This is a genomic window from uncultured Clostridium sp., assembly GCF_963515715.1.
Taxonomy (GTDB): domain Bacteria; phylum Bacillota; class Clostridia; order Clostridiales; family Clostridiaceae; genus Clostridium_AW.
The window spans coordinates 26,453-52,610 of the sequence record NZ_CAUPZS010000031.1 but is presented as its reverse complement, the minus strand read 5'-3'; the positions used below and the strand labels follow the sequence as shown (position 1 = coordinate 52,610).

At 30.2% G+C, this 26,158-nt stretch carries 21 protein-coding genes and 1 tRNA gene; 6 read left to right on the top strand and 16 right to left on the bottom strand.

Translation table 11 applies throughout. The features are described 5' to 3' along the window. Nucleotides 1–639: 639 nt before the first annotated feature. On the top strand, nt 640–1,842 hold the full coding sequence (locus RYO54_RS17190) for an SDR family NAD(P)-dependent oxidoreductase (protein ID WP_315121580.1): 1,203 nt from the start codon (nt 640–642) through the stop codon (nt 1,840–1,842). Between the two features lie 242 nt (nt 1,843–2,084). Then, nucleotides 2,085–2,173 (top strand) — tRNA-Leu (locus RYO54_RS17185). Nucleotides 2,174–2,369: 196 nt separating this feature from the next. Here the strand turns inward: RYO54_RS17185 and RYO54_RS17180 are convergent. The 10 genes from RYO54_RS17180 to RYO54_RS17135 all read right to left on the bottom strand — a co-directional run bounded on the left by RYO54_RS17180 (nt 2,370) and on the right by RYO54_RS17135 (nt 12,108). Further along, entirely contained in the window at nt 2,370–2,849 is a 480-nt protein-coding gene (locus RYO54_RS17180) for a hypothetical protein (RefSeq protein ID WP_315121578.1), read from the bottom strand. 73 nt (nt 2,850–2,922) lie between these two features. Continuing rightward, nucleotides 2,923–3,531, bottom strand: coding sequence for a hypothetical protein (locus tag RYO54_RS17175; RefSeq protein WP_315121576.1), 609 nt, complete (start codon nt 3,529–3,531; stop codon nt 2,923–2,925). Between the two features lie 104 nt (nt 3,532–3,635). Then, nucleotides 3,636–4,082 carry an SPOCS domain-containing protein gene (locus RYO54_RS17170; RefSeq protein WP_315121574.1) on the bottom strand — a complete coding sequence of 149 codons (447 nt, stop codon included), beginning with the start codon at nt 4,080–4,082 and terminating at the stop codon, nt 3,636–3,638. Nucleotides 4,083–4,250: 168 nt separating this feature from the next. Then, a complete protein-coding gene (locus RYO54_RS17165; protein WP_315121571.1) occupies nt 4,251–5,066 on the bottom strand; it encodes an undecaprenyl-diphosphate phosphatase in 816 nt (271 codons plus the stop codon). 93 nt (nt 5,067–5,159) lie between these two features. Next, nucleotides 5,160–6,278, bottom strand: coding sequence for a hypothetical protein (locus tag RYO54_RS17160; RefSeq protein ID WP_315121570.1), 1,119 nt, complete (start codon nt 6,276–6,278; stop codon nt 5,160–5,162). A gap of 194 nt (nt 6,279–6,472) precedes the next feature. Continuing rightward, complete coding sequence (gene rbsB, locus RYO54_RS17155; protein WP_315121568.1) at nt 6,473–7,396, bottom strand: ribose ABC transporter substrate-binding protein RbsB; 924 nt, start codon at nt 7,394–7,396, stop codon at nt 6,473–6,475. Nucleotides 7,397–7,441: 45 nt separating this feature from the next. Next, nucleotides 7,442–8,374 (bottom strand): ABC transporter permease subunit, encoded by a 933-nt coding sequence (locus RYO54_RS17150; protein ID WP_315121565.1) that lies wholly within the window; start codon nt 8,372–8,374, stop codon nt 7,442–7,444. Between the two features lie 31 nt (nt 8,375–8,405). Then, on the bottom strand, nt 8,406–9,932 hold the full coding sequence (locus RYO54_RS17145) for a sugar ABC transporter ATP-binding protein (RefSeq protein ID WP_315121562.1): 1,527 nt from the start codon (nt 9,930–9,932) through the stop codon (nt 8,406–8,408). After that, nucleotides 9,932–10,327: a D-ribose pyranase gene (rbsD, locus tag RYO54_RS17140; RefSeq protein WP_315121560.1), complete on the bottom strand. Its 396-nt coding sequence runs from the start codon at nt 10,325–10,327 to the stop codon at nt 9,932–9,934. Before rbsD ends, RYO54_RS17145 begins: the two co-directional genes overlap by 1 nt. A gap of 98 nt (nt 10,328–10,425) precedes the next feature. Then, entirely contained in the window at nt 10,426–12,108 is a 1,683-nt protein-coding gene (locus tag RYO54_RS17135; RefSeq protein ID WP_315121557.1) for a tetratricopeptide repeat protein, read from the bottom strand. 166 nt (nt 12,109–12,274) lie between these two features. Between RYO54_RS17135 and RYO54_RS17130 the strand changes: the two genes are divergently transcribed. The 4 genes from RYO54_RS17130 to RYO54_RS17115 all read left to right on the top strand — a co-directional run bounded on the left by RYO54_RS17130 (nt 12,275) and on the right by RYO54_RS17115 (nt 17,595). Continuing rightward, nucleotides 12,275–13,441 carry a CapA family protein gene (locus tag RYO54_RS17130; protein ID WP_315121555.1) on the top strand — a complete coding sequence of 389 codons (1,167 nt, stop codon included), beginning with the start codon at nt 12,275–12,277 and terminating at the stop codon, nt 13,439–13,441. 61 nt (nt 13,442–13,502) lie between these two features. Continuing rightward, on the top strand, nt 13,503–14,864 hold the full coding sequence (locus tag RYO54_RS17125; RefSeq protein WP_315121552.1) for a Mur ligase family protein: 1,362 nt from the start codon (nt 13,503–13,505) through the stop codon (nt 14,862–14,864). A 16-nt stretch (nt 14,865–14,880) separates the two neighbouring features. Further along, complete coding sequence (locus tag RYO54_RS17120; RefSeq protein ID WP_315121549.1) at nt 14,881–15,603, top strand: type 1 glutamine amidotransferase; 723 nt, start codon at nt 14,881–14,883, stop codon at nt 15,601–15,603. A gap of 141 nt (nt 15,604–15,744) precedes the next feature. Next, on the top strand, nt 15,745–17,595 hold the full coding sequence (locus RYO54_RS17115; RefSeq protein WP_315121546.1) for an LTA synthase family protein: 1,851 nt from the start codon (nt 15,745–15,747) through the stop codon (nt 17,593–17,595). A gap of 127 nt (nt 17,596–17,722) precedes the next feature. Here the strand turns inward: RYO54_RS17115 and RYO54_RS17110 are convergent, their stop codons facing one another. The 6 genes from RYO54_RS17110 to RYO54_RS17085 form a co-directional block, all read right to left on the bottom strand. After that, the gene (locus RYO54_RS17110; protein ID WP_315121544.1) at nt 17,723–19,432 is read right to left on the bottom strand and encodes a methyl-accepting chemotaxis protein; all 1,710 of its coding nucleotides are present in this window, start codon (nt 19,430–19,432) and stop codon (nt 17,723–17,725) included. A gap of 39 nt (nt 19,433–19,471) precedes the next feature. After that, entirely contained in the window at nt 19,472–20,299 is an 828-nt protein-coding gene (locus RYO54_RS17105) for an EAL domain-containing protein (RefSeq protein ID WP_315121541.1), read from the bottom strand. A gap of 173 nt (nt 20,300–20,472) precedes the next feature. Then, on the bottom strand, nt 20,473–20,814 hold the full coding sequence (locus RYO54_RS17100; protein ID WP_315121539.1) for a Na-translocating system protein MpsC family protein: 342 nt from the start codon (nt 20,812–20,814) through the stop codon (nt 20,473–20,475). 284 nt (nt 20,815–21,098) lie between these two features. Then, on the bottom strand, nt 21,099–21,851 hold the full coding sequence (locus RYO54_RS17095) for a polysaccharide deacetylase family protein (RefSeq protein WP_315121536.1): 753 nt from the start codon (nt 21,849–21,851) through the stop codon (nt 21,099–21,101). A gap of 87 nt (nt 21,852–21,938) precedes the next feature. Further along, a complete protein-coding gene (gene clpB / locus RYO54_RS17090) occupies nt 21,939–24,542 on the bottom strand; it encodes an ATP-dependent chaperone ClpB (RefSeq protein WP_315121533.1) in 2,604 nt (867 codons plus the stop codon). Nucleotides 24,543–24,903: 361 nt separating this feature from the next. Further along, nucleotides 24,904–26,154 carry a helix-turn-helix transcriptional regulator gene (locus tag RYO54_RS17085; RefSeq protein WP_315121530.1) on the bottom strand — a complete coding sequence of 417 codons (1,251 nt, stop codon included), beginning with the start codon at nt 26,152–26,154 and terminating at the stop codon, nt 24,904–24,906. Between the last annotated feature and the right edge of the window lie 4 nt (nt 26,155–26,158).

The window sequence follows — 26,158 nt, the reverse complement described above, 5'->3', positions numbered from 1 at the left end:
GATTCTCTTTAGAATCGACTGGTTTCATTCCTCTGTTTAATTTTCAAAGACCATTTTCAACTTGTTTTGCCAACGTTTAGATATTATCACATTGAAAACATCTTGTCAACATTTTTTTAAAATTTGTTTGTCGTCTCTTCGGCTTTGTTTTGCTCTCTCGCCTGACGACATTTGTTATTCTATCACATAATAACTTCACTATAATACTATTGAGCCTTATTATAAAATATTATTTTGCTAATACTAACTTTTTCTTAATTTTTCTTCATTTATCGCATATTGATACACTAGGACAAGTATACAATATACTGCCCTTCATTCCTTATAAACCAACACTGAATATCACTTGAATTTACTATTATCTATTATCTATTCTCATGCCCCCCACATTTCATACATTGTAGTTTCATAGTAGTCTCGTATATTAATTTCTATACCAATCTCATATATTAATTTTATATATGTTAATTAAGAGATAGGATCAACCCCATATTAAAAACACATTATATATATTAATTATATGTGTTATATATATATTACTTATATTATTGCATATAATAGTAGAAAAAAATTTACTGTTATATTATTTTGATATAATGGATGTAGATTATTTTTGTTTATATATAGGAGAAAGATAATATGTTGCTTGAGAATAAACCAGATTTGAAAAATGTTTTACATGGAAAGACTGTCCTGCTAACAGGTGCTGGTGGTGGTATAGGTTTTGAAGCAGCAAAGGCTTTTGCATACATGGGAGCTAAGATTATCATTGCAGAAATAAATTGTGAAAAAGGGGTAAATGCAGAAAACCACATTAACAATCATTTTGAAAACAAGCTGGCAGAATATTATGAAATAGATTTGTCAGACGAACAGCAAATTTGCACAATGGCGGAGTTCATTATGCGAAAATATGGCTGTATTGATGTGATTTTCAATAATGCTACCGTAACAAAAATGGGAGCTATCGATGAAGTTGATGTTGCTTTTTGGGACAAGAGTTATGCTGTCAATTTGAAAGCTCCTTTATTGCTTACACAAAAATTTCTGCCTATTATGAAAGAGCAAAACAGCGGTACAATTGTTTTTGTTTCTTCGTCTGGCGCTTCTCCGTATATGGGAGCATATGAAGTGTTTAAAACAGCCCAAGTCGAACTCTGTAATACACTTGCTATGGAACTTGAAGGGAAAAACGTGTACTCTTTCACAATAGGACCAGGGCTAGCAAAAACCGAAACTGCTATGAATGCCATTGAAATTGTAGCAAAAGATATGGGGATGAGTACTGATGAATTTTATGCAATGAACAGAGATCATATAATAGACGTTGAAAGTGCTGGTGTGGGATTTGCTATGTCTGTACTAAATGCAGAGAAATATAACGGCCAAGAGATAGGTTCTATTCAAGTTTTAATGGATTATGATTTGATTTCTGATAAAGATGATACAGGAAGTGGAGCTATTTCAGGATTAACCGACGATGACCTTCAAAATGCGAAAGAACTTTTGGAAAGAATACAAGATACATTTGAACAGCAATATGCTGGCTGGCGTGCAATGAACATATTTGAGAGGCAATGGGTTTTAAGAGATTTAAAAAAGACAATGGGATTATCTGCTGAACAGGTAAGCGATAAGTTGAGGATGATAACGCAAGAGGGTAAATCCAATATTTCAATTGTGAATGAACAATACTTTTTTGAAAAACTGTGTGAATATTGGAAACATCAACTACAATTGTTGCAAGGATATGAGAAAGATAAAAAGAAACTTACTGAAAATACACAGATAATCAATGGATGGATTGAAGATATAAGCAATTTGCTAAGATATACAAAATGACCATAATCTTTGGTAAACAAGAGATTGTAAGAATAAAAGCGTCTTACAACCTCTTTTGCTATTATAAATTATTAAAAATACATTTTTTCACATATTAATTATATGTGTCATATATATGTTACTTATATTATTGCATATAATAGTAGAAAAAAAATTTTATAAAAATATCCAAAAAAATTGTTGACTTATGTAAATATGCATATTATAATAAATCTTGTCTTAAAGAGATGGACAACATTTATGCCGAAGTGGCGGAACTGGCAGACGCACAGGACTTAAAATCCTGCGGTGCTAAAACACCGTACCGGTTCGATTCCGGTCTTCGGCACCAAAAAAGAAACTAAAATTAATTTTAGTTTCTTTTTTTATTTTATATGGATATTTCTTATATCATAGCTAACCAGTTCTAATGCTCTCATCTATTACAATGAAGATAAGTTACCCTTAGCTTCAGCTTGAGTAAGTATTTCTATAGACAAACCCCAGCCAAAGCTAAGAATCACTTGATTTAACTTTTTAAATTCATATTAGTCACATGGAGAAGTATAGTTAGCCATTATCCTTGCACTTACAGTTAATGGTGAGCAAACATCGCTGTTAGGAAGTATAATGTTAAATACTCTGTTTACATCTCCACAGCTTCCAGAACATCCGCAGTTAGAATCGCCGCTATAAACTAAATCATCACTTTCAACAGATCTTAAAGCTCCTTCTCTAACAGCTATAAATGTCTCTGATTTATAAGCCAATACTCTTCCACATGTATCTGTTATGATACATCCTACAGTTAATTCTTTTCCATAACAAACATTCACTAATCTTACGTTTACTCTCAATAATCTAGACATATTATTGAGACTAGGACTTAATCCAACATTCCCACAAAGTTGACAAGAATTAAAGCGCACATTTCCACTAGCTACTGATCTTTCATCTTCATAAAAACTTGCTAATCCTACGTTTGTATCTATATTATTACTTTCTTTGCCATAGGTTACTTTACTCAATTACAGTCACCACCACTTCCTTAATAAATTGTTTATATTGTATTATATTAAGGAGTATGGAAATTTGTTCACGTTATTTCCAATTTGATTCAAAATATTGTTGCTGCGTATTCATATCATATTCAACCTCTATATCTACGTCGTTATTTTTAACAGGTCTGCTTATATTTTTAGGTTCTTCAATTTTATTTAGCTTTTCCTTCTTAGGTAAAATCTCTACATCTTTATGCTCATTAACATCTCTAGTATAAATAGGGCACACAAGTAATAGAAGCGAAATATAAAAGCCTCTACTACTCTCTTGAGTTACAATGGCATCTTCAATAAAAACTCTAGTAGTTATGGACTCATTATTACGACTATCCATTGGTAGTAAGCATGAAAAATGCTTATAAAATTCTATAGTTTCAATAGGTTTAGATGGTTCATCTGCAACATAGACTAATTTTGTTGTTATAATACCATGAAGAAAAATTTTATTTTCTCCTTGGGTATATACTACTTTGCTTTCCACTACTTTTGTATCGAAGAAAATTTGCAATGGATTTTCAACGCTAGGCTTATCTTCCAAAAACGTAATACCATAAGTTTCACATATCTCTTTACGTGGGTAATGTAAGTTATAATAATTTAAATCATCCTGGGATATAACCCCTGATATTTCTATGTCATTACCTTTCATTTTTTACTCCTTTCTAAATCCAAGTTATTAAAGTTTTAATAATATTTTATGCATATTAATCCCTTTTGTTATAAACTGTATATCCTAAAAAATCATAGTCACTTCTAAGATTGTCCAACCAAAGGAGCTATATATACGCTAGAAGTTACTATTAATTGTTTTGGATCTAATAGTTTTACAGAAATCTTATCTATTGGTACATAAATGTTTTTTACACTAATATCATCGGAGAGGTATTTTATTTCCGTTGAAAATGGTATTTTATAATTTAATTCGTGAACTTTTTTATTAGAATTCTCCGCTATATAGTTAATGTTTATATTTCTAAAACCTATAATATTTACCTTACACCCACTATCCAATTTTGTTTTTTTAAATGTCTTTAAACTAATAGTCATGTCCACACTTAATACCCTAGAAATTTCATATGGCCTATATGATAGTTTAAGGATATTAGTTTGAACTATTTTTGAATATGGAATGTTTCTTAAGTTTCTAGAAATCTCTCTTGAGGATGTCACTCCATTAACTAATATCTTGTAATCATTCACTTACTTTCCTCCTTAAGAGTTTTTATATTATATACTATGTTTTATTACAATAAATTCCACAATATTATAAAAAAAAGAAGACGTAATAATCGCCTTCTTTTTATCTTACTTTATTATATTCTATATATACATTATCTAAACATCTAATCATCTAAATATGTAATAAAGTTATATAACTATAACTTTAAACATAGCTAATATTAAAAGTACGGTTCCTATTAAAATTCTATAAACAGCAAAAACTCTCATAGGTTTCTTCTGAAGGAACTTTATAAATCTCTCAATAACAACTAATGAAACTATAAAAGCTACTACAAAACCTATTGCAAGGGTAATTATTTCTATGTTTGACATAACTAGCCCGCTTTTAATTAGCTTCAATCCCGAAGCCCCTACCATCATAGGTATTGCTAAAAAGAAAGAAAATTCAGCTGCCACTACTGGAGATAACCCAGCAATCCATCCACCCATTATTGTAGATGCAGATCTGGACATACCAGGCCATAGAGCTAAACATTGAAATAGCCCTACAAGCAAAGATTGTCTTAGTCTTATTTTATCTACAGATTTAGTTGTGCTCTTTCTTCTATACTTATTTTCAATAATTATCATTAAAACTCCGCCCACTAATAAGGCTGCAGCTACCATTACTGGATTAAATAGCTTTGCATCTATAAAATCGTCTAATAAAAATCCTAATATAGCTCCAGGAATAGCAGCTACTACTATGTTTATCCAAAATCTTAAATCTACGGTGTCAAGTTTAAACACGCCCTTTACACTGCTCCAAAGCTTGTCCCAATATACGACTACCACAGCAAGTATTGCTCCTAATTGAATTACAACCTCAAATAAATTGGCAAAAGAACCTGTAAATCCTATTAAATGTCCCACAAGAATCATATGTCCAGTAGAAGAAACAGGTACAAATTCTGTCAATCCTTCTACTATTGCAATAATAATAGCTTGAAATATTAACAACACTAGACTTCACTCACTCTCTCATTTAATTACTATTTAATTACTACTTAATTATACTATATTATACTACGATTCTTTAATTAAAAAAATGTTAATTTATTTCTTATATTCTATAATTACTTCTCTTATTGGTTTTTTGCCGTCCCAAGAAAACCTTATGTTGTTTTCCCCCTCTTTTAAACTGAAAGTAAAGTAACTCTTAACTTCCATCCAATCCATGTTATCAATACTTATGTAATATCCTTCAACGTTTGCACTATCCATAAAAGCTGCACCATTGAAAGTTATTTCAGCATTATCATCCTTTTTGTCGTCACTATTGTTCTTTGCAAATATTAAAGTAGCCATTTTATCCTTTTGTGCATTTTGCTCCTCTTGAACAATCCTAGGTGATTTATTAAAAAGTGTATCATTTTTTACAAATATAGTAGGCCTTATAATGTCTCCTTCTATTCTTATTTCAGGCAATTCCTCTCCCTTACTATATGTAATAAATGAATTGCTCTTCGGTACGCCATATATATTATTATCAATTTCTATTGAATATGAATACATATAAGGTTTTAATTTTTTAATATACTTTTTGATATTCTTTACCCCTTTAGTATTAACCCCTACTAATTCAGAATTTAAAACCTCAATAGCACTTAATGGTACCCCATCACTCTCCATAAAGCTATTGTTTACAACATCTAACATAATCCACTTATTATACTTGTCACTCCATACCTCACATACTTTAAAATATGATTTTTCTCCATCTACTTGGCTATTTTTTACTCTAAATTCTCCCCTTCTAGCAAATATTCCCAATGAAGCAGCGCTTTGACTGTAAACTATATTAAAGTCCTTATCTGATAAAGTATTCTTATTTTCAGCCTCTTTAAGCAGAGTCAATGCATCCTTCTTAGTGCTTAAACTACTTTTACTATATCTCATCTTGCTATTAACCCAGTTCATCAGCTTTACAGACTTTTCAAAATCATCTTTACTATCCTTTACCACTTCATCTAAATCATATTTAGTTCTTAACTTTTGTAAATTGGGATTGTCAGCGCCTTCATAATAAAATTTTATGTTACTTCCTTCATAATAATTATCCCATTTAGTTACAAAAACACCCTTGTTAACCTTTTGATTACCACATGCTACAAAAGTAAAAGAACAGGTAATTAATATAGCTGTTGCTATGTATTTAAAGGTTTTTTTTATCAAACTAACCACCTCTTAACTATTTTATATATATATTATATCGACATAAATACAAAAAAGCTAAGCCTCTTTCTTTCCTTTATAACTATAGATACCTGAATCTTACTTAAAAAATTTTGGGCTGCCTCGCTCTAGAAATCACTTTCTATTTTGAGATAGCCCCTTTATTACATCAATGAAAATTATACTTTATATATTTATTTCTTTATAAGCTTTAATTCTACAGGAATTTCTTTTTCTACATTTTCGCCCTTTAATATTTTAACTGCATTTTCTATTGACATGCTTCCCATTAAGTCTGGTTGCTGAGCTATTGTAGCAGCTATTTCTCCACTTTCTACTGCTTTTACAGCATCATCATTTCCATCAAATCCAACAACTATTACTTCTTTTCCTGTTAATGCCTTAGCTGCTCCTAATGCCATTTCATCATTATGACAGAATACGGCTTGGAAATCAGGATGAGCTTGTATTATGTTTTCCATTACACTTAAACCTTTTTGTCTATCAAAATCTGCTGGCTGACTTGCAACAACTTTAATTCCATCTTTTCCTGTTAAACCATCATGGAATCCCTTTCCCCTATCTCTTGCCGCTGATGTTCCTGGTAGCCCTTGAAGTTCAACTATATTTCCTTTTTCACCTAGTTTTTCAATGATGAATTCTGCAGCCAGTTTTCCACCTGCCACATTATCGGAAGCAATGTGCGATGTTACTTCTCCGCTATTAGCATTTCTATCTACTGTAACTACAGGAATTTTGCTGTCGTTGGCTACCTTTATTGCATTTCCAACAGCATCACTATCTGTAGGGTTAACAATTATAACCTTTGCACCCTTTTGTATTAAATCTTCTACATTTGATCTTTCTGTAGCGCCATCATTTCTGGAATCTAACACTATAAGTTCATAGCCTAATTCCTTTGCTTTCTTTTCAGCTCCTTCTTTCATAGTTACAAAGAATGGGTTGTTTAAAGTTGATATAACCATACCTATTTTTTTACTTTCTTCCCCCTTTGGTGCACTATCTTTATCTTCTGATTTACCGCATCCTGTAAAACCTGCTGTCATTAAAATTCCTGTCAAAGCCAATGCTAGCATTTTAAAATTTCTTTTCTTCATTTTAATTCTCCCCTTTTATAAAATAATAATTTATTAAGTAATAAATTATTTGCTTTTTTTATCTATCAAAACTGCTAAAAGTATAACCAATCCCTTCACTATGGATTGATAATATGCGGATACTCCAGCTAAATTTAGTCCATTATTTAAAACACCTATTATCATTGCACCTATAATGGTCCCAATGACTGTCCCCTCTCCTCCTGCCAAGCTTGTACCACCAACTACCACCGCTGCTATAGCATCTAATTCAAAACCTGACCCTGCATTAGGAGATGCTGAACCTACTCTACTTGTAGTAATTACTCCGCTAATTGCTGCTGTAATTCCACATAATACATAAACAAAAGTTTTAACTTTATCTGTATTTATACCTGAAAGCCTTGCTGAATCCTCATTACCACCTATGGCGTATACATATCTTCCATATCTAGTTTGATTTAATATATACCATGCTATAAAAAGTATGATGCCTGTTATTATGGCTGGTACTGGAATGTATCCACCTATTTTTTTGTTACCTATTATCATAAATGCCTCCGATAGACTTGATATAGGGGTTCCATTAGTATATACAACAGTAACTCCTCTAAATATGGTCATGGTGCCAAGGGTTACTATGAAGGCTTGTATTTTACCCTTTGAAACCACTAATCCATTCATTAAGCCTATGGTGGCTCCAATTGCTATAGCTACTATGGATGCCAAAAATATACTATTTGTTGATTTTATTAAACTAGCAGAAACCGCTCCTGATATAGCTAATGTAGATCCTACAGATAAATCAATTCCCCCTGTTAAAATAACAAAAGACATTCCTATTGCTAATATTGCGTTAACAGAAACCTGAGTAAAAACATTCATTATGTTAGATATGCTTAAAAACCTTGGTGTTAATATGGAAATAACAACACAAAGTATTATTAATCCTAAAAGGGATTTGAATTTTAAAAGAAAACCCTTTATATTACTTCCCATTTATATTTCTCCTCACTCCTTAATTTGTTTTTTAGTTTATAGCGTTTACTGCATATTTCATAACCTTTTCCTGTGTAGCTTCTTCTCTATGTAACTCTCCTGATAATTTTCCTTCACTCATAACTAATATCCTATCGCTTATACCTAACACTTCCGACATATCTGAGGAAATCATCACTATAGCTTTTCCCATACTTTTAAGCTCATTTAAAATTTCATATATTTCTCTCTTTGCCCCCACATCTATTCCTCTTGTGGGTTCATCAATTATAAGTATTTTAGGAGAAATCATAATCCATTTTGCTATTATGGCCTTTTGTTGATTTCCTCCACTTAATTTTTTAATTACTTGGTCTACTGAAGGAGTTTTTACTGACAGTTTTTTTATATAATCTTCTACATCTTTAATTTCTTCTTCTTTATTTATTCTTTTCATAGCATTTTCATATTTTTTTAAATTGCAAAGACTAATATTGTGCCCCACCGACATATTTAATATGAGGCCTTCTTTTTTCCTGTCTTCTGATAAATAGGCTATTCCATTTTCTACTGCATCTTTAGTGGAGCTTATTTCTACTTTTTTTCCTTCCACATATATTTCTCCACTGTTCTTTTTATATTCTCCAAATATAGCCTTAGCAACTTCCGTTCTCCCAGAGCCCATTAAGCCTGCTATTCCAAGTATCTCTCCTCTTTTTACTTCAAAGGATACATTCTTTACTTTGTTTTTGTAGCTTAGTCCTTCCACCTTTAAAAGAGGTTCCCCCTCTTCTCCTACTTCAACTTTTTTATAAGGAAATTGCTCCTCTAATTTTCTTCCAACCATCATAGCTATTAAACTATCTTTCGTAACATCTTTTACTTGGACTTCTCCTATATATTTGCCGTCTCTTAATACATTTACCCTATCGCATATTTCAAAAACTTCCTCTAACCTATGAGAAATATATATTATAGAAATTCCTTGAGACTTTAATCTTCTTATAACCTGAAACAATCTTTCCCTTTCCACATCTGTTAAGGCAGTTGTAGGCTCATCCATAATGATCAACTTAGATTTTTTTGAAATCGCTTTAATTATTTCTATCATTTGCATTTCGCCGATATTTATATCTTTAACTGAGGTATCAACATCCAGGGTAAATCCTATAGTTGATAAAAGTTTTCTGCTCTCTTTTCTCATATAATCTTTATCAAGCTTATTAAAAAGACCTTTGTATTTCTCATTTCCCAAAAAAATATTTTCATATATTTTCAAGTTGGAAAGCAAACTCAATTCCTGATGAATTATAGATATACCCAGCTTCTCCCCATCTTTTATTCCTTGTATATCAACTTCTTCTTCATTAATAAATATGCTTCCTGAATCTTTTTTATATACACCACTTAATATTTTCATTAAAGTAGATTTTCCCGCTCCATTTTCACCTAAAAGTGCTAGAACCTCTTCTTCATAAACTTTTAGTTCTACATCTTCAAGAGCTTTTACCCCAGAAAAGGATTTAGAAATATTCCTCATCTCTAAAAAAGGGGGCTTTTTTAACTTTTCTTCACCCATTAAAAAACCACTCCTGATTTTAATATTATATTTGCATAGGGTGTTTGTTCTCCAGTTCTTATAACCGCTTTGCAGTTCCTAAGCCTTCCTTTCAATTCTTCATGTGTGATGAAATTTATTTTTACATGTCCTAATTCTTTTTTCATCTCTTCATAAAGCTGTGGACTTACCTTTTTAGTTTCATTAGCAATTTCTACTTCTTCTATTTGTAATTCTAGTAGTACAGCCTTTAAAGTTTGCATAAAAGTAGGTATATCTTTTATAAGAGCTAAATCTATTCTTTCAGTTTCCTTAGGTATAGGGAGACCACAATCCCCTATAGCTATAGAATCTGTATGTCCCATTGTAGAAATTACAGATGATATTTTATAATTCAAAATTCCTATTTTTTTCATTAAATCTCCTCCTTAAAAGCTTACTGCTTCCTTATATATTCTTATGGGACAAGTTATAAAAAAATGACAATAGGATAAAACCTATTGTCATTCTTATATTAATAAAACATTATTAAATCAGGTATTTTTAATTTTGTATTGGCCTGTGATTTTTCATAATCATCATAAAGCTTTTTAGCCTTTTCATAATTATCTTTTACTGTCTTCTTTGTATATTCATCCGTATCATTTGTAAGTGCTTTAACCGCTGCCTGTAAATTATAAACTCCCCTTTGAATATCTGCGGGGACAGTTATATAATAACATCCTGCATTATTTAAGGTTAATGGGTCATTTTTGTCCGCTTCATAGGCAAATCTTATCTCTTTTATAGCCTCTTCATTTTTGCCGTTAAGATAATATATGGTACCTAATGTTCTATGATATTTAGGAACATCATTTTTAAGTTCTATAGTTTTCTTCAACATATCTACAGCCTTATCATCTTCTTTTTTAGATAAATGAATAATAGCCATATTATATTTAATTTCTGCATCCTCTGGTTTTATTATTTCAGCGAATTTAAAATATTCTAATGCCCCATCATCATTATCAGCATTCCAGTAATGATTAGCTATGGCAAGCATTATATTATAATTGTAAGGTTCTATAAACATAGCTTTTCTAAAATAAGGTTCTATCTCTGAAGTCTTGCCCCTCTTCTTTAATATCTGTGGCATTAAAAAAGCATAGTTATCTGGATAATCTTCATTCTTATATAGAGATTGTTTTGCATACTCTTCAGCCTTGTCCAAATCATCTTTATTTAAATAAAACCATCCTGCATTGTGTAAAACTCTATAGTCTCCCTTATGTTTATTCAATAGATCATTTATGATCTTCTCTGCTTCCTCATCCTTATTTGTATCTTGTTTTATGGTAGCCTCTATTACAGCCTTTTCAATTTTCCCAATATCTTTATCCTTAATTGAATCCATTATATTAGTAGCTTGTGCTACAGTGTTTTTACTCATAGAGTATATTTTAGCCATCCACATTTTATAAGCTACATCTTCTGAATTTTTAGTAGAAAGATTATGTATATCTTCTAGTAGAGTATCTTTATCATTAAGTGCAATTTGAACTAACACATCATATATTTTAAACTCATCTTTATCAATATCCCAAGCTTTTCTTAAGAATGACAAACCTTTTTCTTTATCCCCAGTGAGCATTAACATTCTGCTATACTCCGCCATATCATAGGATGACTTTTCATCCACAGGGTAGGAGGATAAAATTTCTTTAGCCTTATTATAATTGTCATTTGCCATATAAACTGCAAACATTGTTTTTATAAGCTGCTTATCCTTTGGGTTACTTTTTAAAGCTTCTTCACCATCTTCTAATGCCTTTTTGAAATCCTTATTCATATATTCAGTAAAGACAAAGAGATTAGTTACATCCTCAGATTTTCCCTTAACTTCTCTTATTTCCTCTAAGTATTTTCTAGATTTCTCTAAATCCCCTGTAACGGAATAAACTTGTGCTATCTTGGCTTTCCATAGAGGAGACTTGTCCTTTTCATAAAGTTTATTAAACTCCTGTATAGCTTTATCGAATTCTGCGTTATAATAATATTGCTCAGCTTTATTATTGACTATACTAAATTTAGCCTTTTCAGTCTTTTGATAATATATAAATGTAGAAATTATTAAAATAGCCGACAAAATTCCAGCTAAAATTTTTTTATTATTTTTTGCTAAATCAACCCAGTCCTTAGAGGTAGCAGTATTGTTCATATTAGTCCCTCCACTTATAAATTAACATTTATTCTTATGTTTATATAGATTTTATCAAATTTACTCAAAAAATGCCACAGGATTATAATGTATTTTATAGTGACAAGGGTAAAAAAATATCTTATTATTTTATTTAATAGAATGTTTAAAATTATAGGGGGTCTTTATGAGTAAAAAGAAAACTTCAAATTTACTTGTTTCATTTTTAATATTTGGATTGCTTATTTTAACAGGAACTATTTCCTATATAATATACTATTCCAAAAATATTGATTATATTCAAGACACTAAAGAAAAAGATAAGGAAGTTTCCGCATCGAAAAATCAAATAGAAGAGAAAGTAGATGAGAAAAAAGATACGCCCAAGAAAGATGCTTTCTCTGAAGTTTTATTAAGCTTTGCGGGAGATGCAACCATTGGCCACGATAGTAACTTTGCTTTTGCAAACAGTCTTCCTTATGTACTCGATAAGAATAATAATGACTTTTCTTACTTCTTTAAAAATGTAGCTTCAATCTTTAAAGAAGATGACATCTCAGTTGTAAACTTAGAAACTAATTTTACTACCTCCGATACTAGAGAGTCAAAGCAGTTTAATTTTAAAGCAGATCCATCTTATGCAAAATCTCTAACTTTAGGTCATATTGAAGGGGTAAATATTTCTAATAACCATATTTATGATTATAAAGAGCAAGGATTTAACGATACTATAGAAGCTTTAAAAGCTAATAATATAAACTATTTTGGTGAAGGCAACGTTTGGACTACTGAGGTAAAAGGAGCTAAATTAGGATTTTTAGGATACATGGGCTTTAGCGATTACCCTGAGCTTAGAGCTAAATTAGAAAAAGATATAAAAAAATTAAAAGATGAAGGCCGTATTGTTATAATTAACTTTCATTGGGGAATAGAGAACGACTATTACCCTGTGGATTCCCAACAAACTTTGGCTCGTTTTGCTATAGATACTGGAGCTGACTTAATTATAGGACACCATCCTCATGTAATTCAGGGTATAGAACAATACAAAGGTAAAATCATAGCTTATAGTTTAGGTAATTTCTGCTTTGGCGGAAACTTCAATCCTAGGGACAAAGATACCTTTATATTGCAGGTTAAGTATAAATTGAAAAATGGTATTCCTGAATCATATGCTGTAAGAGCGATCCCAACTAGTATTTCTTCCGTTGATTATATTAACGATTATTGTCCTACTCCCATGGAAGGCGATAATAAGGCAAGACTTTTGAAGAAACTAAATAATCTCTCTAAAAGTGCTGGTTTTAGCATATCAGATCAGTTTTATGAAATAAGTTACGATGGGAAAAATTGATGTTATGTATTATAATATACTAATCGAGATTGCATAGTATCCTAAATTTTAAATAAAGGGTGTGTTTAAAATTAATATTAAATTTTACATAAGCGTAATAGTTTCAAAAATAATTATGAAACTTTCAAAAACCTTTTTTAAGGGAGGATCAAATTTCCCAGGAAAAGTAGCTTTAAAATTAGATAAAAATATATTAAAAGCTTTAGGTAAAGATTATAAAGTGATACTTATTACAGGAACAAATGGTAAAACAACCACCACTAGTATGATTTATAACATGCTTAAGGATAGTTCAAAAAGGGTTATAACCAATCACACTGGTGCTAATATGTTTCCTGGCATAGTATCTTGTTTTGTAGATAACTTCAAGTTTAATGATAACTATAAAGGCGAAAAATATGCTGTAATAGAAATAGATGAGGCCAATGTAAAATTTGTTACTGAGTTCATAACTCCTGAAATAATAACTATTACTAACTTATTTAGAGACCAATTAGATAGATACGGGGAAGTGTACACAACTCTCTTAAAAATATTAGAAGGCGTTGAAAAATCTCCTTTTTCCACTTTAGTTTTAAATGGAGATGAATCTTTGCTCGGAGATTTACCAGTGCCTAATGAAAGAGTATATTATGGGCTAAATTTTCCTCTAAAGGATGCTGAAAGCCTAGATAATAATGCGGACTCAAAGTTTTGCAAAAAGTGCAAACATCCTTACACATATAATTTTATAACCTATAATCATTTAGGTGATTATCTATGTGAAAACTGTGGATATAAAAGACCAGCTTTAAATTACAAGGTGGATGACATAAAGGAGATTTCTAGAGAAGGCTCTGTAGTTACTATGGATGAAAAAGAGATTTACATTAATCAACCTGGTGTCTATAATATATACAATGCCCTTTGTGCATACTCCATAGGTAGAGAATTAGGTTTAGATAAAGATGTAGTATCAGATACTCTTAAAAATCAGAAAAGCAGCTTTGGAAGGCAAGAAGAAATTAAAATAGATGAAAAAGAGGTTAAAATAATACTGGTTAAAAACCCAGCCGGTTATGATCAAGCCATAAATACAGTATCCTTAGATAATAGAAAAATCAATTTAGTTACGATGTTAAATGATAGTTATGCTGATGGAAGGGATATATCCTGGATATGGGATGTAAAATTCGAAAATCTTTCTTCATTAAATATCGAAAAAATAATGGTTGCTGGAGAAAGACTCTGCGATATGGCCATAAGGCTTAAAGTTGCTGGATTACCAGAAGAGGATCTTTCAATTTGTGAAAACTACGATAAATTATTGGATGAAATTAAAGGTTCTGAAAGCAATGTAGTATACGTATTAGCTACATATACTGCCATGATTAATTTTAGAAAATATCTTCATAGTAAAAATTATATAGATAAACTTTGGTAGTAAGGGAGGAAAACTTATGGAATTAAATATTTGTCATCTATATCCTGACCTCCTTAATGTTTACGGCGATATCGGAAACATTAATATACTAAAATATAGAGGAGAAAAAAGAGATATTAAAGTAAACATAATAAACTTATCCATTAATGAGGAGTTTAAAGGTGACGACTACGATATAGTATTCTTTGGTGGGGGACAGGATTATGAACAATCCATAGTTTCTAAAGATTTAATGGGAACTAAAAAAGATGCTATAAAAGAGTACGTTGAAAAAGAAAAAGTAATGCTATCAATATGTGGTGGCTACCAATTGCTTGGTAAATATTATACCACTGTAGAGGGCGAAAAATTAGATGGATTGGATATCTTACCGATATATACGGATAGTGGTAATGGACGTTTTGTAGGAAATACCGTAATAATTAATGAGGATTTTTCTGAAACCTACGTAGGATTTGAAAATCATTCTGGCAGAACCTACATCGGAGACTTAAAACCTTTAGGTAGAGTAGTAAGAGGTTTTGGCAACAATGGGGAAGATGGTTTTGAGGGATGCATTTATAAAAACACCTTCTGCACTTACTTCCACGGATGTTTATTATCTAAAAACCCTGAGTTGGCGGATAGGCTTTTAAAAACTGCCCTTGAGAACAAATATGGTGAGGAAATTGAACTGTCCCCTCTAGATAACACTTTAGAAATGAAAGCTAAAGATTATATAATTAATAAAAAAGATTAATGAAAACTAAAAGCTATATAGCAAATATAAAAATATTGATAAAGGCTAAAAACTATATAACGAATACAAAAGATTGAGGATCAGAAATTAGTTCTGATCCTCTAATAAGTTTAAGGTAACATTGGAAAGGATTTTAAATAAATGAAGTTAGTTGTAAATAATTCATACAAACCATCTACATTTAAAGATTATATTAATAAAGCTATTCTTATATTTAATGAAAACCGTATTTTCTTCTTTACTATATTAGCTCTATTAATGAAGTCTATATTTTTTCTTGGTTATATAGCTTCTTCTTCTGGAAATTATATTGCATTTTCTAAATTACCTATGTATTTAATTAGTTTTCTATATATAAGTCTTATAATTATTTTTGTATCTATCGGGTATTTATTCAAAGGTCTAGGGCAAGCTTTAGCCTTTACAACTATAAATCTTTTATTATCTTTATTTATGGTGGCAGACCTTATATATTACAGGGGATTTCAAGGTTTTATATCTTTATATAGTTTATCCCAAGGAGGGAATTTAGAAAACCTTGGGGAGACAATAATTTCAATGATAAGAACTCAAGATATATTATTTTTTATTGATATCCTAATTTTTTTAGTTATGATTTTGAGAAAAAAGACAACTTATAGGCAATCTAAGAGGAAAGTTTCTTTATTTTTCATATTATTTATACTAAGTAGCTCTCTATCTTTTTACTACCACTACCGCTACGATATATTAGAGGAGGGTAAAAACAAAAGGTACTTTTATATGTACTGGTCTCCTCTTTATAATATAGGCAATATGTCACCTATAGGATATCATATATATGATAGTTATCTGTATTTTAAAAACTCAAAAAAATTAGAGTTAACGAATAATGATCTTAATGAAATAAGAGCCTGGTATGAAAAGAAGGAACATGTTGCTGAAGATAATTCTTATAAAGGAATTTTAAAGGGGAAAAATCTAGTATTCATACAAGTAGAGTCCTTAGAAAGTTTCACAATAGGAGCAAAGGTAAATGGTGAGGAGATAACCCCTAACTTAAATAAGCTATTAAAAAATTCCCTTCACTTTTCAGAAATATATGAACAAGTTAGCGGTGGAAATAGCTCTGATGGAGATTTAATGGCTAATACCTCCATGTATCCAGTAAAAAATGGCTCTACATTTTTTCGTTTTCCAAGAAATAAATATAACTCTTTGCCTAGACTTATGAAAAAACTCGGTTATTATACCTCTGCCTTTCATCCAGATGGCGGTGGATATTGGAATTGGATGCCCGCCCTGCAATCCATGGAATTTGATAAATGCACTGATGTTACGGGATTTAAATTAGATGAGACCATTGGCTTAGGACTTAGCGATGGAAGCTACTTAAAACAGCTAAGCGAAAAAATAATTTCTCAACCTAGACCTTTTTATTCTTTCTTCGTTACCCTAACCAGTCATATGCCTTTTAACCTTCCAAAAGAGTACAGGCATATGAAACTATCTGCTGAAATGGATAGTAATATATTAGGTGACTATTTCCAAAGTATACACTACACTGATAAACATTTAGGAAAATTTATGAGTTCTTTGGAGAAAAATGATTTATTAAAAGATACAGTACTGGTTATTTACGGTGACCACAGCGGTGTTCATAAATATTATAAAGATAAATTGGAAGCTATAAACCCCAAAGAAGACTGGTGGCACAAAGAAGATTTTAAGGTACCTCTAATAATATATTCAAATAATCTAAAAGGGAAAAGCTTCAAAACCATAGGTGGACAAGTGGATATAATGCCCACAGTAGCTTATCTTATGGGTATCCCTGAAAAAGAATTTATAAATACCGCTATGGGAAGAAACTTACTAAAAACCCGCAAAAATTTTACAGTATTAAGTAACGGCGTATATATAGGCGACTATAAAACCCAAGAGGAAAAACGTCACGCCATAGAAGTTCTAAGCATATCCGACAAACTTATTAGAAGCGACCATTTTAAATAAATTAGGGGACGGGTCATGAAAAATAGGCATTAATTCTGCCTATTTTTCATGACCCGTCCCCTATTGTTTTCCAACATAATACCTCGTAGGGTAATATCTACGAGGTATTGTTTACTTTTTATATCTTTTATATCTTAAATTTAACTACTAATTCCCTTAATTCTTCGGAAATTTTCGCTTGGTATTCTGCATCAGCTTTTATTTTATCCATATTTTCTGTTGTATGTTCCACGTTAGCTAATATTTCTCCAGTATATGAAGCATTTTCTTGTGCGGCACTAGCTATTTCATTTATCACTGAACTTATTTGTTCTATTGTAGCATTTATTTCCTCAGTCATAGAGGCTAAGTCTTGGGACATATTATTTAAATAATCAGCATCATTATTGTACTGACTTCCTATTTCTATAAAGAACTCAAATTTTTCTTTTACTTGATTTTGAATAAAATCTAATATCTGTTGACTGCTCTGTGATAGATTAGTGAAGGCTTCCTGTACTTTTTCTATAGTACTATGTATTGTAGTTACAGCTTCACTTGATTGCTCAGCAAGTTTCCTTACTTCTTCAGCTACTACTGAAAAGCCCTTTCCATGCTCTCCTGCCCTAGCAGCTTCAATAGCTGCATTAAGTGCCAATAGGTTAGTTTGTTCGGAAATATTAGCTATAGTATTTGCCATAACTTTTATTTCCTCTACCACTTTTCCTTCCTCAATTGCTTCTAGAATATCTTTTTCAGTTTCATAATATATTTTATGAGTTTCATCATGGGCACTTTGTCCATTCCTTTGTGATTCTAATGCCCTCTCTTTTATTTCAATGGCATATCCAATTCCACTAACTGCCCTTTTAGATAGTTCTTCTACACTTGAATCAACCTGCGTCATTGAAGCAGACATCTCTTCTGTACTTGCACTCCACTCTTGAGTTCCTTTATTTATTTCAATAGTTGAAGTGTTAATATCATTCATACTTGCTGTTAAATCTTCAATAGTGGCAAAAAGTTCTTCACTGGATTCAGATACACAATTGGAATCCTTGATTATTTCTTTAATTAATTTTTTCATATTATCTTTAGCATCATTTAAAGATAAAGCGGTTTTTCCAAACTCATCTTTTCTTTTAATCTCAATATTAGAGGAGAAATCATATTGTGAAAGTCTCTGTGCAAAATTTTGAATTTTATTTAAAGGTTTTATGATATTAATACTCATGACAACAATAAATATTATAGAAATTACTCCACCTAAAATTGTAGCAGTAATTATTAAATTTCTAGCCATCAAATACATGCCCTCATTGTCCTCATATTGATTTAATGCCTCTAAATCGTTTATTTCAACAATCTTGTTTATAATATTAAAAGCATCCTCTCTTAATTTTATCATCTCTGAGTTATACAAATTAAGAGCTTCTTTATATTTATTTTCTTCCATAAACTTTACTAACTGATTCTTATGGTCTACATACTCTTTGTATTGACTTTTAAATTCTTCGTATAATATTTTCTCTTCCTCATTCATTTCAATTTCTTCATAAATTCTTAGTTGCTCTTCAATTTTTCCTTCTATATCTTTTAGTTCTTCACTCCCCTCTTCTACTGTATTTTTTTCTAGAATTAAATACAGTACATTTGCTCTCATATCATTAAAATTTCCTTTTATACTTTCTAAAGACTTTATAGTCTTTAAATTATTAGAATACATATTTTGAGCATTTTTATTAATCCTATTCGTTCCTTCGATTCCTAGAAATCCAGTTGCCATAATTAAAGCAAAAAGAAAAGTAAAACTAAATACTAGTTTAATTTTCACGCTAATATTTTTCCAAAAATTCATTTAAAATCATTCCTTCCTTTGTAATTATCTAACATCTTTTTAGATCATTAGTTCTTTTAAATCCTCTTTATTTATGGGTTTGCTAAAGTAATATCCTTGTACTTCATCACAATTGAATTCTCTTAAAATTTGTAGTTCTTCAAAGGATTCAACTCCTTCTCCTATAACTTTTAATTCTAAGCAGTGAGCCATTTCAATAATTTTTGATACAATTATTTGTTGCTTCCTATCTACTTGGATTTTATTTATGAAATGCTTGTCTATTTTTATAATATCTATAGGTAGTATATTTAAATATTTAAAAGAAGAATATCCTGTTCCAAAATCATCTAAAGCAATTTTAACCCCCATTTTTTTCATATCATTTAAAAGTTTTACCGTCCAATCAATATCTTTTACAGCAGTGGTTTCTGTTATTTCTATTTCTAATCTTTTTGGACTTAATCCAGTTTCATTTAGTATTCCACTGATCCAAGAAACGAAATTTAAATTTTCAAATTCCCTACTGGATATATTTACTGATAAATCTAAATCCATGGACTCAATGTCCAAAAATTTATTGGCTTCATAACAAGCTCGTTTCATAATGTAATTACTTATTTCAAATATTAAATTTGATTTTTCGGCTAAATTTATTATTTTATTTGGAGGTATGTTTTTAAAATTAGAGTTTTCCCATCTTAGTAAGGCCTCAACACCCACTATTTTTTTGCTTTTTAGCTCTATTTTAGGTTGATAATATACTTTAAATTCTTCTTTTGTTAATCCCACTTCTATATTTCTTATTATATTTTTTTCCCAGTTTTTTCCTAACAATTTTTCTTTATGAGTTTTAGTACGCTTATGATTTTGTAAATGAATCGCCAATTAAATATCACCTCTTTTCATCAAACTTAAATTTGTACCTATTATATGCTATTATTTTCCCTTTATTAAAATAATTGTAAAAACAAATGAGCCAGCACAAAGTAATAATTACACTTGCACTGGCTCACCTTTGGACAAAGCTTTTCATTTTTACCCCTCCATTAGCTTAACCATTATATAATTTTTAGTACCATTTCCATATAATTTTCATGAATGTTTTCATTATTAAAAGTGATATGTACTTGCTTGGATAGAATTTCGGATATCTCCTCTTCTATCTCTTTTGTCAGTATAGGTGTTAATCCCTGTCTAAAAAATTTTACTCTTTCATAATTTTTTTCTTTTTGTAGAGCAGTTTTTTCAATCTGCGAAAGTATTCCTTTAATATAGATATTAATATTACCTTCTTTAATATCTACTTTAGTCTTCTCTGGTCCTCTTCCCATACTCTTCTTTATTATACCAGAAATACAACTTTCTACAATATAATTCATTTCTTTTCCTAGAATACACATATTATCACCTCCTTTCTACATATAAATGCCTCCTTTATTTATATACAATATTTGCTTATAATACACAAATTTATATTTCACTATCATTTATTTCAATATATAGTACTAAATTCATATACTTGGAATATTATTTCCAATATATTAATTATATTGTATATTCCTTTAATTAACTTTTCAATATTTTTCATATTACTGCAAATATACTCATAAAATTACATTATCCTGAGAAAGTAAAAAGCCCAAATTATAAAATTTTTATAACTTAGGCATATTTTAACTCATATCTATCTTCTATTTATGACCCTCATTTTTATCAAACTACTTCTTTCACTAGGCGTCATTTCGTCTATTTTTTTAAATTTATATCCTTGAGATTTTAAATGCTTAATAGTATAGTCTAAAGATTCCACTGTAGTAGTTTTATAGTAACTATCATGCATTAATATTACAGCTAAATTTAAATTGGTGCATTGGCATTTTATATTATTATTTAAAATGTTAACTTCAACCACTTCTCCTTGTGCATCTCCTGAACTAACATTCCAATCTACATAGTCAATACCCTTTGCATTCAATTTATTTCTTATAGTCCTTAGTACTTCTACATTAGATACAAGATTGTCAGATCCTCCTGGCAACCTTGTGTAGTGGATTGGTTCTGCACCTGTTATTTTTTTTATAGAACTAATGCATTTGTTAAGATCATTAAAATAACTTTCAGAAGTATTATATATAGCTTTATAGTTATGTGAATAAGTATGGGGAAGTATACACATTCCTTCTTGATACAAATTTTTTACTATATGAGGATAACTTTCTGCAGAAGCACCTATTATAAAAAAAGTTGCCTTTACATTATTATTTTTTAATATTTCTAGTATTTTAGGAGTATTATTGGCCGATGGCCCATCATCAAAGGTCAAAAAAATTATCTTTTCTTTGTTATTATTTTGAGCCATTACTTTATTGATTCCCGTAGCTGAATAAATACTTATTAAAATTAATACATAAATGAGGAAATATCGATTTTTTTTCATATTAGCACCTTCTTAAAATATAATCTACCTCTTAACAATAGATTAACCTCTATTTTCTCATTCATGCTTAGCAATTCAAGGAAATTATTATTGTATTTTTTCTATTAAAATATTTTTCCCTTTAACGTCTACTCCTATTACATCTCCTGGAATTATCTCTCCTTTTATTATTTCTTTTGCAATTTGAGTTTCTAAAGTATTTTCAATATATCTTTTTAAAGGTCTTGCACCATAAATAGGATCGTATCCCTCTACTGCCATAGTTTCCTTAGCTCTATTTGTAACTTTTAAGCTTATATTTCTTTCCTTTAATCTATTTTCTATATTCTCCAAGAATATATCTATAATTTTTGTAATTTCACTATTGGTTAAAGGCTTAAACATTATTATATCATCAAGTCTATTTAAAAATTCCGGCTTAAATCTATTTTTAAGTTCATTCATAACCCTATTTCTAATATTCTCTTCTATACCTGAATTGCTTTTATTCTCAAGAAGATAGCCGCTTCCAATGTTGGATGTCATTATTATTATACAATTTTTAAAATCTACTGTTTTTCCTTTATTATCTGTAAGTCTTCCATCATCTAATATTTGAAGAAATACATTGAATACATCTTCATGAGCTTTTTCAATTTCATCAAATAAAATTACTGAATATGGCTTTCTTCTTACTGCTTCAGTTAACTGTCCACCTTCTTCATATCCTACATATCCCGGAGGAGCACCAATAAGCCTTGATACAGAGTATTTTTCCATGTACTCAGACATATCTATTCTAATTATGCTTTCTTCACTATCGAATAGATTTTTCGCCAAAGTTTTAGCAAGTTCTGTTTTACCTACCCCTGTTGGTCCTAAGAAAATAAATGAACCTATTGGTCTTTTCGGATCCTTCATACCTGCTCTAGCTCTTATTACTGCATTCGATACTATTCTAACCGCTTCTTCCTGTCCTATTACCCTTTTACTTAATTCATCTTCAAGTCTTAATAATTTTTTTCTTTCCCCCTCCAGTAGTTTTGATACAGGTATTCCAGTCCATTTTGAAATTATTTGAGTTATTTCATTTTCAGTAACTTCTTCTTTTAACATATTCCCTTCTTGATTTTCATTGATTATTGCTTCCTTTTCTTTTATATCTCTTTCTATTCCAGGTATTACTCCATATTTTAATTCAGCCACTTTATTTAAGTCATAGCTTCTTTCCGCTTCTTCTAATTCTCCCCTTACACTATCCATCTTTTCTTTTAAATTTCTCACTGAAGTAATTTGTTCTTTTTCTTTTTCATATTTTGCTGTCATTTCTTTATTTTTTTCTTTTAAATTGCTCAGCTCTTTTTCTAATCCATCAAGCCTTTCTTGTGAACGAATATCCTTTTCTTTAGATAGGGCTTCCTTTTCTATCTCCAGTTGAAATATTCTTCTTTTTATAGTATCTAACTCTGTTGGAAGACTGTCTATTTCTGTTCTTATCATAGCTCCTGCTTCATCAATTAAATCTATAGCTTTGTCTGGAAGAAATCTATCTGTAATATATCTTTGAGAAAGCTTTGCGGCAGCTACTATTGCTGAATCATGAATTCTTACACCATGGTGAATTTCAAATCTCTCTTTTAACCCTCTAAGTATAGATATACTATCTTCTACTGTAGGCTCTTCCACAATAACTGGTTGAAATCTTCTTTCCAAGGCTTTATCTTTTTCAATATATTTTCTATACTCATCAAAAGTAGTTGCACCAATACAATGAAGTTCCCCTCTGGCTAGAATTGGCTTGATAAGATTTCCAGCATCCATAGCTCCTTCTGTTTTTCCAGCTCCCACTATGGTGTGTATCTCATCTATAAATAATATTATCTTTCCTTCACTACTTTGAACTTCTTTTAATACTGCTTTTAATCTTTCTTCAAATTCACCTCTATATTTAGCTCCTGCAATTAGTGCTCCCATATCTAGTGAAAATATAGTTTTATTTTTAAGTCCTTCTGGTACGTCTCCTTTTACTATTCTTAATGCTAATCCTTCTACTATGGCAGTTTTACCCACTCCTGCCTCTCCAATAAGTACTGGATTGTTTTTTGTTCTTCTAGATAATATCCTAACAACCCTTCTTATTTCCTCATCCCTACCTATAATCGGATCTATTTTATGATTTTTAGCATCCTTAGTTAAGTTTCTTCCATACTTAACTAAAGCTTCATAGGTTCCTTCTGGATCCTGAGTATCAACTCTTTGGTTTCCTCTCACCTGAGATAAAGCATTTAAAAAGTCATCTTTATTTATATTAAATTTCTTTAATATTCCTCCCACTACTCCATTTTTATCAATATCCATAATGGCAAGGGTAATATGTTCAACACTAGTGTATGAATCTCCAAATTTTTTAGCTATTTCTTCACCCTTTATAAAAACTTCCTCAAATCTTCTTGTCGCATATACGCCACCGCTTTGAGCACCTTCCCCTAATACCTTAGGCATCCTATCTAATTCTCTATTTATTTCTTCTCTTAACAGTTTAATGTTTACACCCATTTTCCCAAAGATATTAGGAATAAGTCCATCATCTTCAGAGTTTAGAGCTGCGAAAAGGTGAATTATATCAATCTGTTGGTGACTATGTTTTACAGCAACTAATTGTGAATCATTTATAGCCTGCTGAACCTTTAATGTTAATTTTTCAATATCCAAAATGAACACCTCCATTTTATATTTTATGTTTTATTTTATATTTTTATTTTTTACACTTTTAAGTTTTAATCAGGTTAATTGGGGACGGGTCATGAATTTTCACTAACTTTTTAATTATTTTGCTCATTTGACTTAATTTACTTACTCATATTTTACTGATTTTTTATTAGTTTTCATGTTACTTTTCATGACCCGTCCCTGAATAACCTTGAATATCTGAATGTTTTCTCTCTATTTTTTATATAACATTGGTCAAAGAAAGTCAAAGTCTAATTTAGCTTAAAAAATAGAAAACCCATGCGTTTTATAGCATAGGTTTTTTATTTTTAAAGTTTTTTATTAATTGCTTCAAATTTCTCCATTATATAGTTTTACTAATATTTAAGGCTAAACTAAAATATTTTATAGATTCATTTACATTTGTCATATTATAATACATGTGCCCCATTTCCATATATCTTTCATATATTTGCTTTTTTGTTCCAGATTTCATTAAAGCGTCTAATGACAAATTCATATACATTTCTTTTGAAGAAAGCTCACCCTTTTTACCTAATATAAGAGCTTTTAAGTGATAAGCTTTTTCTATATATCTCATATCTCTTAAATGTATGGCATAATTTATTGCCTCATCGCTTATTTTTTCCGCTTCTTCAATTATATTGTTATCTATAAGTTTTTCTATACATTTAAGCATATATTTAACCAAAGTTTCCTCTTCTTCATTTGGACAATAGTTTAAACCTTTTCTAATATATTCAACTGCCTTGTCCTTTAAATTTAGAGTAAACATGGCTTCAGCATAGTTAAATTCAGCATTAGCTATATTAACTTTATTTTCACCATATAAATCATAAGCCTTCTTCTCATAGTGTTGAAAATCATCTTTATTATTAATTAAAGTTAAGAGTGCCATCATATGAAAGCTTTCTGCCTTCTTTAAATCATCATTGAAAAAAATTATTAAACCCATAAGTTCTTTTGCTACTTTATAAGCTATATCATACTGCTTTGCCATTATATAACAATGACATTCGTTAAATGTGGCTCTTGCAATAAATTCATTATCATTTCTTTTTTTAGCTTCTTCTTTTACTGTGTTGTAATATCCCGCTGCTTGCATATATTCCTCAGAAAAATAAAAATATTTAGCTATATCCATATAATATGTTAATTGGTTTTCATCGGATTTTGATTTTAAACAAATATCGTAGTACTTAGACATTAAAACGTGGAGCTTCTCATATTTTTCCATCTGAATATTGTAGACAAACATTAAATGCATAATTTCAAAAGCTTCTTTATAATATCCATATTCTTCTGCATAAGATAAATTGTATACCAGCTGTTGTTGATAATCGGTTCTATTGCCTTTTTTTAGCTTCTCTAAGTTTTTCTTAATTTGACTTTTCACATCATCTTTTAAATAATCTATATCAAGATCTAACTTTTCTGCTAAAAAGTCTAATATCCATTCCTCTGGCACAACCTTATCATTTTCTATACAGCTCATTTTAGATACGGAAATTTTATCTTCACATATATATTTCAGAGTATATCCTTTATATATCCTAGCTCTTCGGATTTTTTCACCAGTAGAAAGTATTTCCATAATT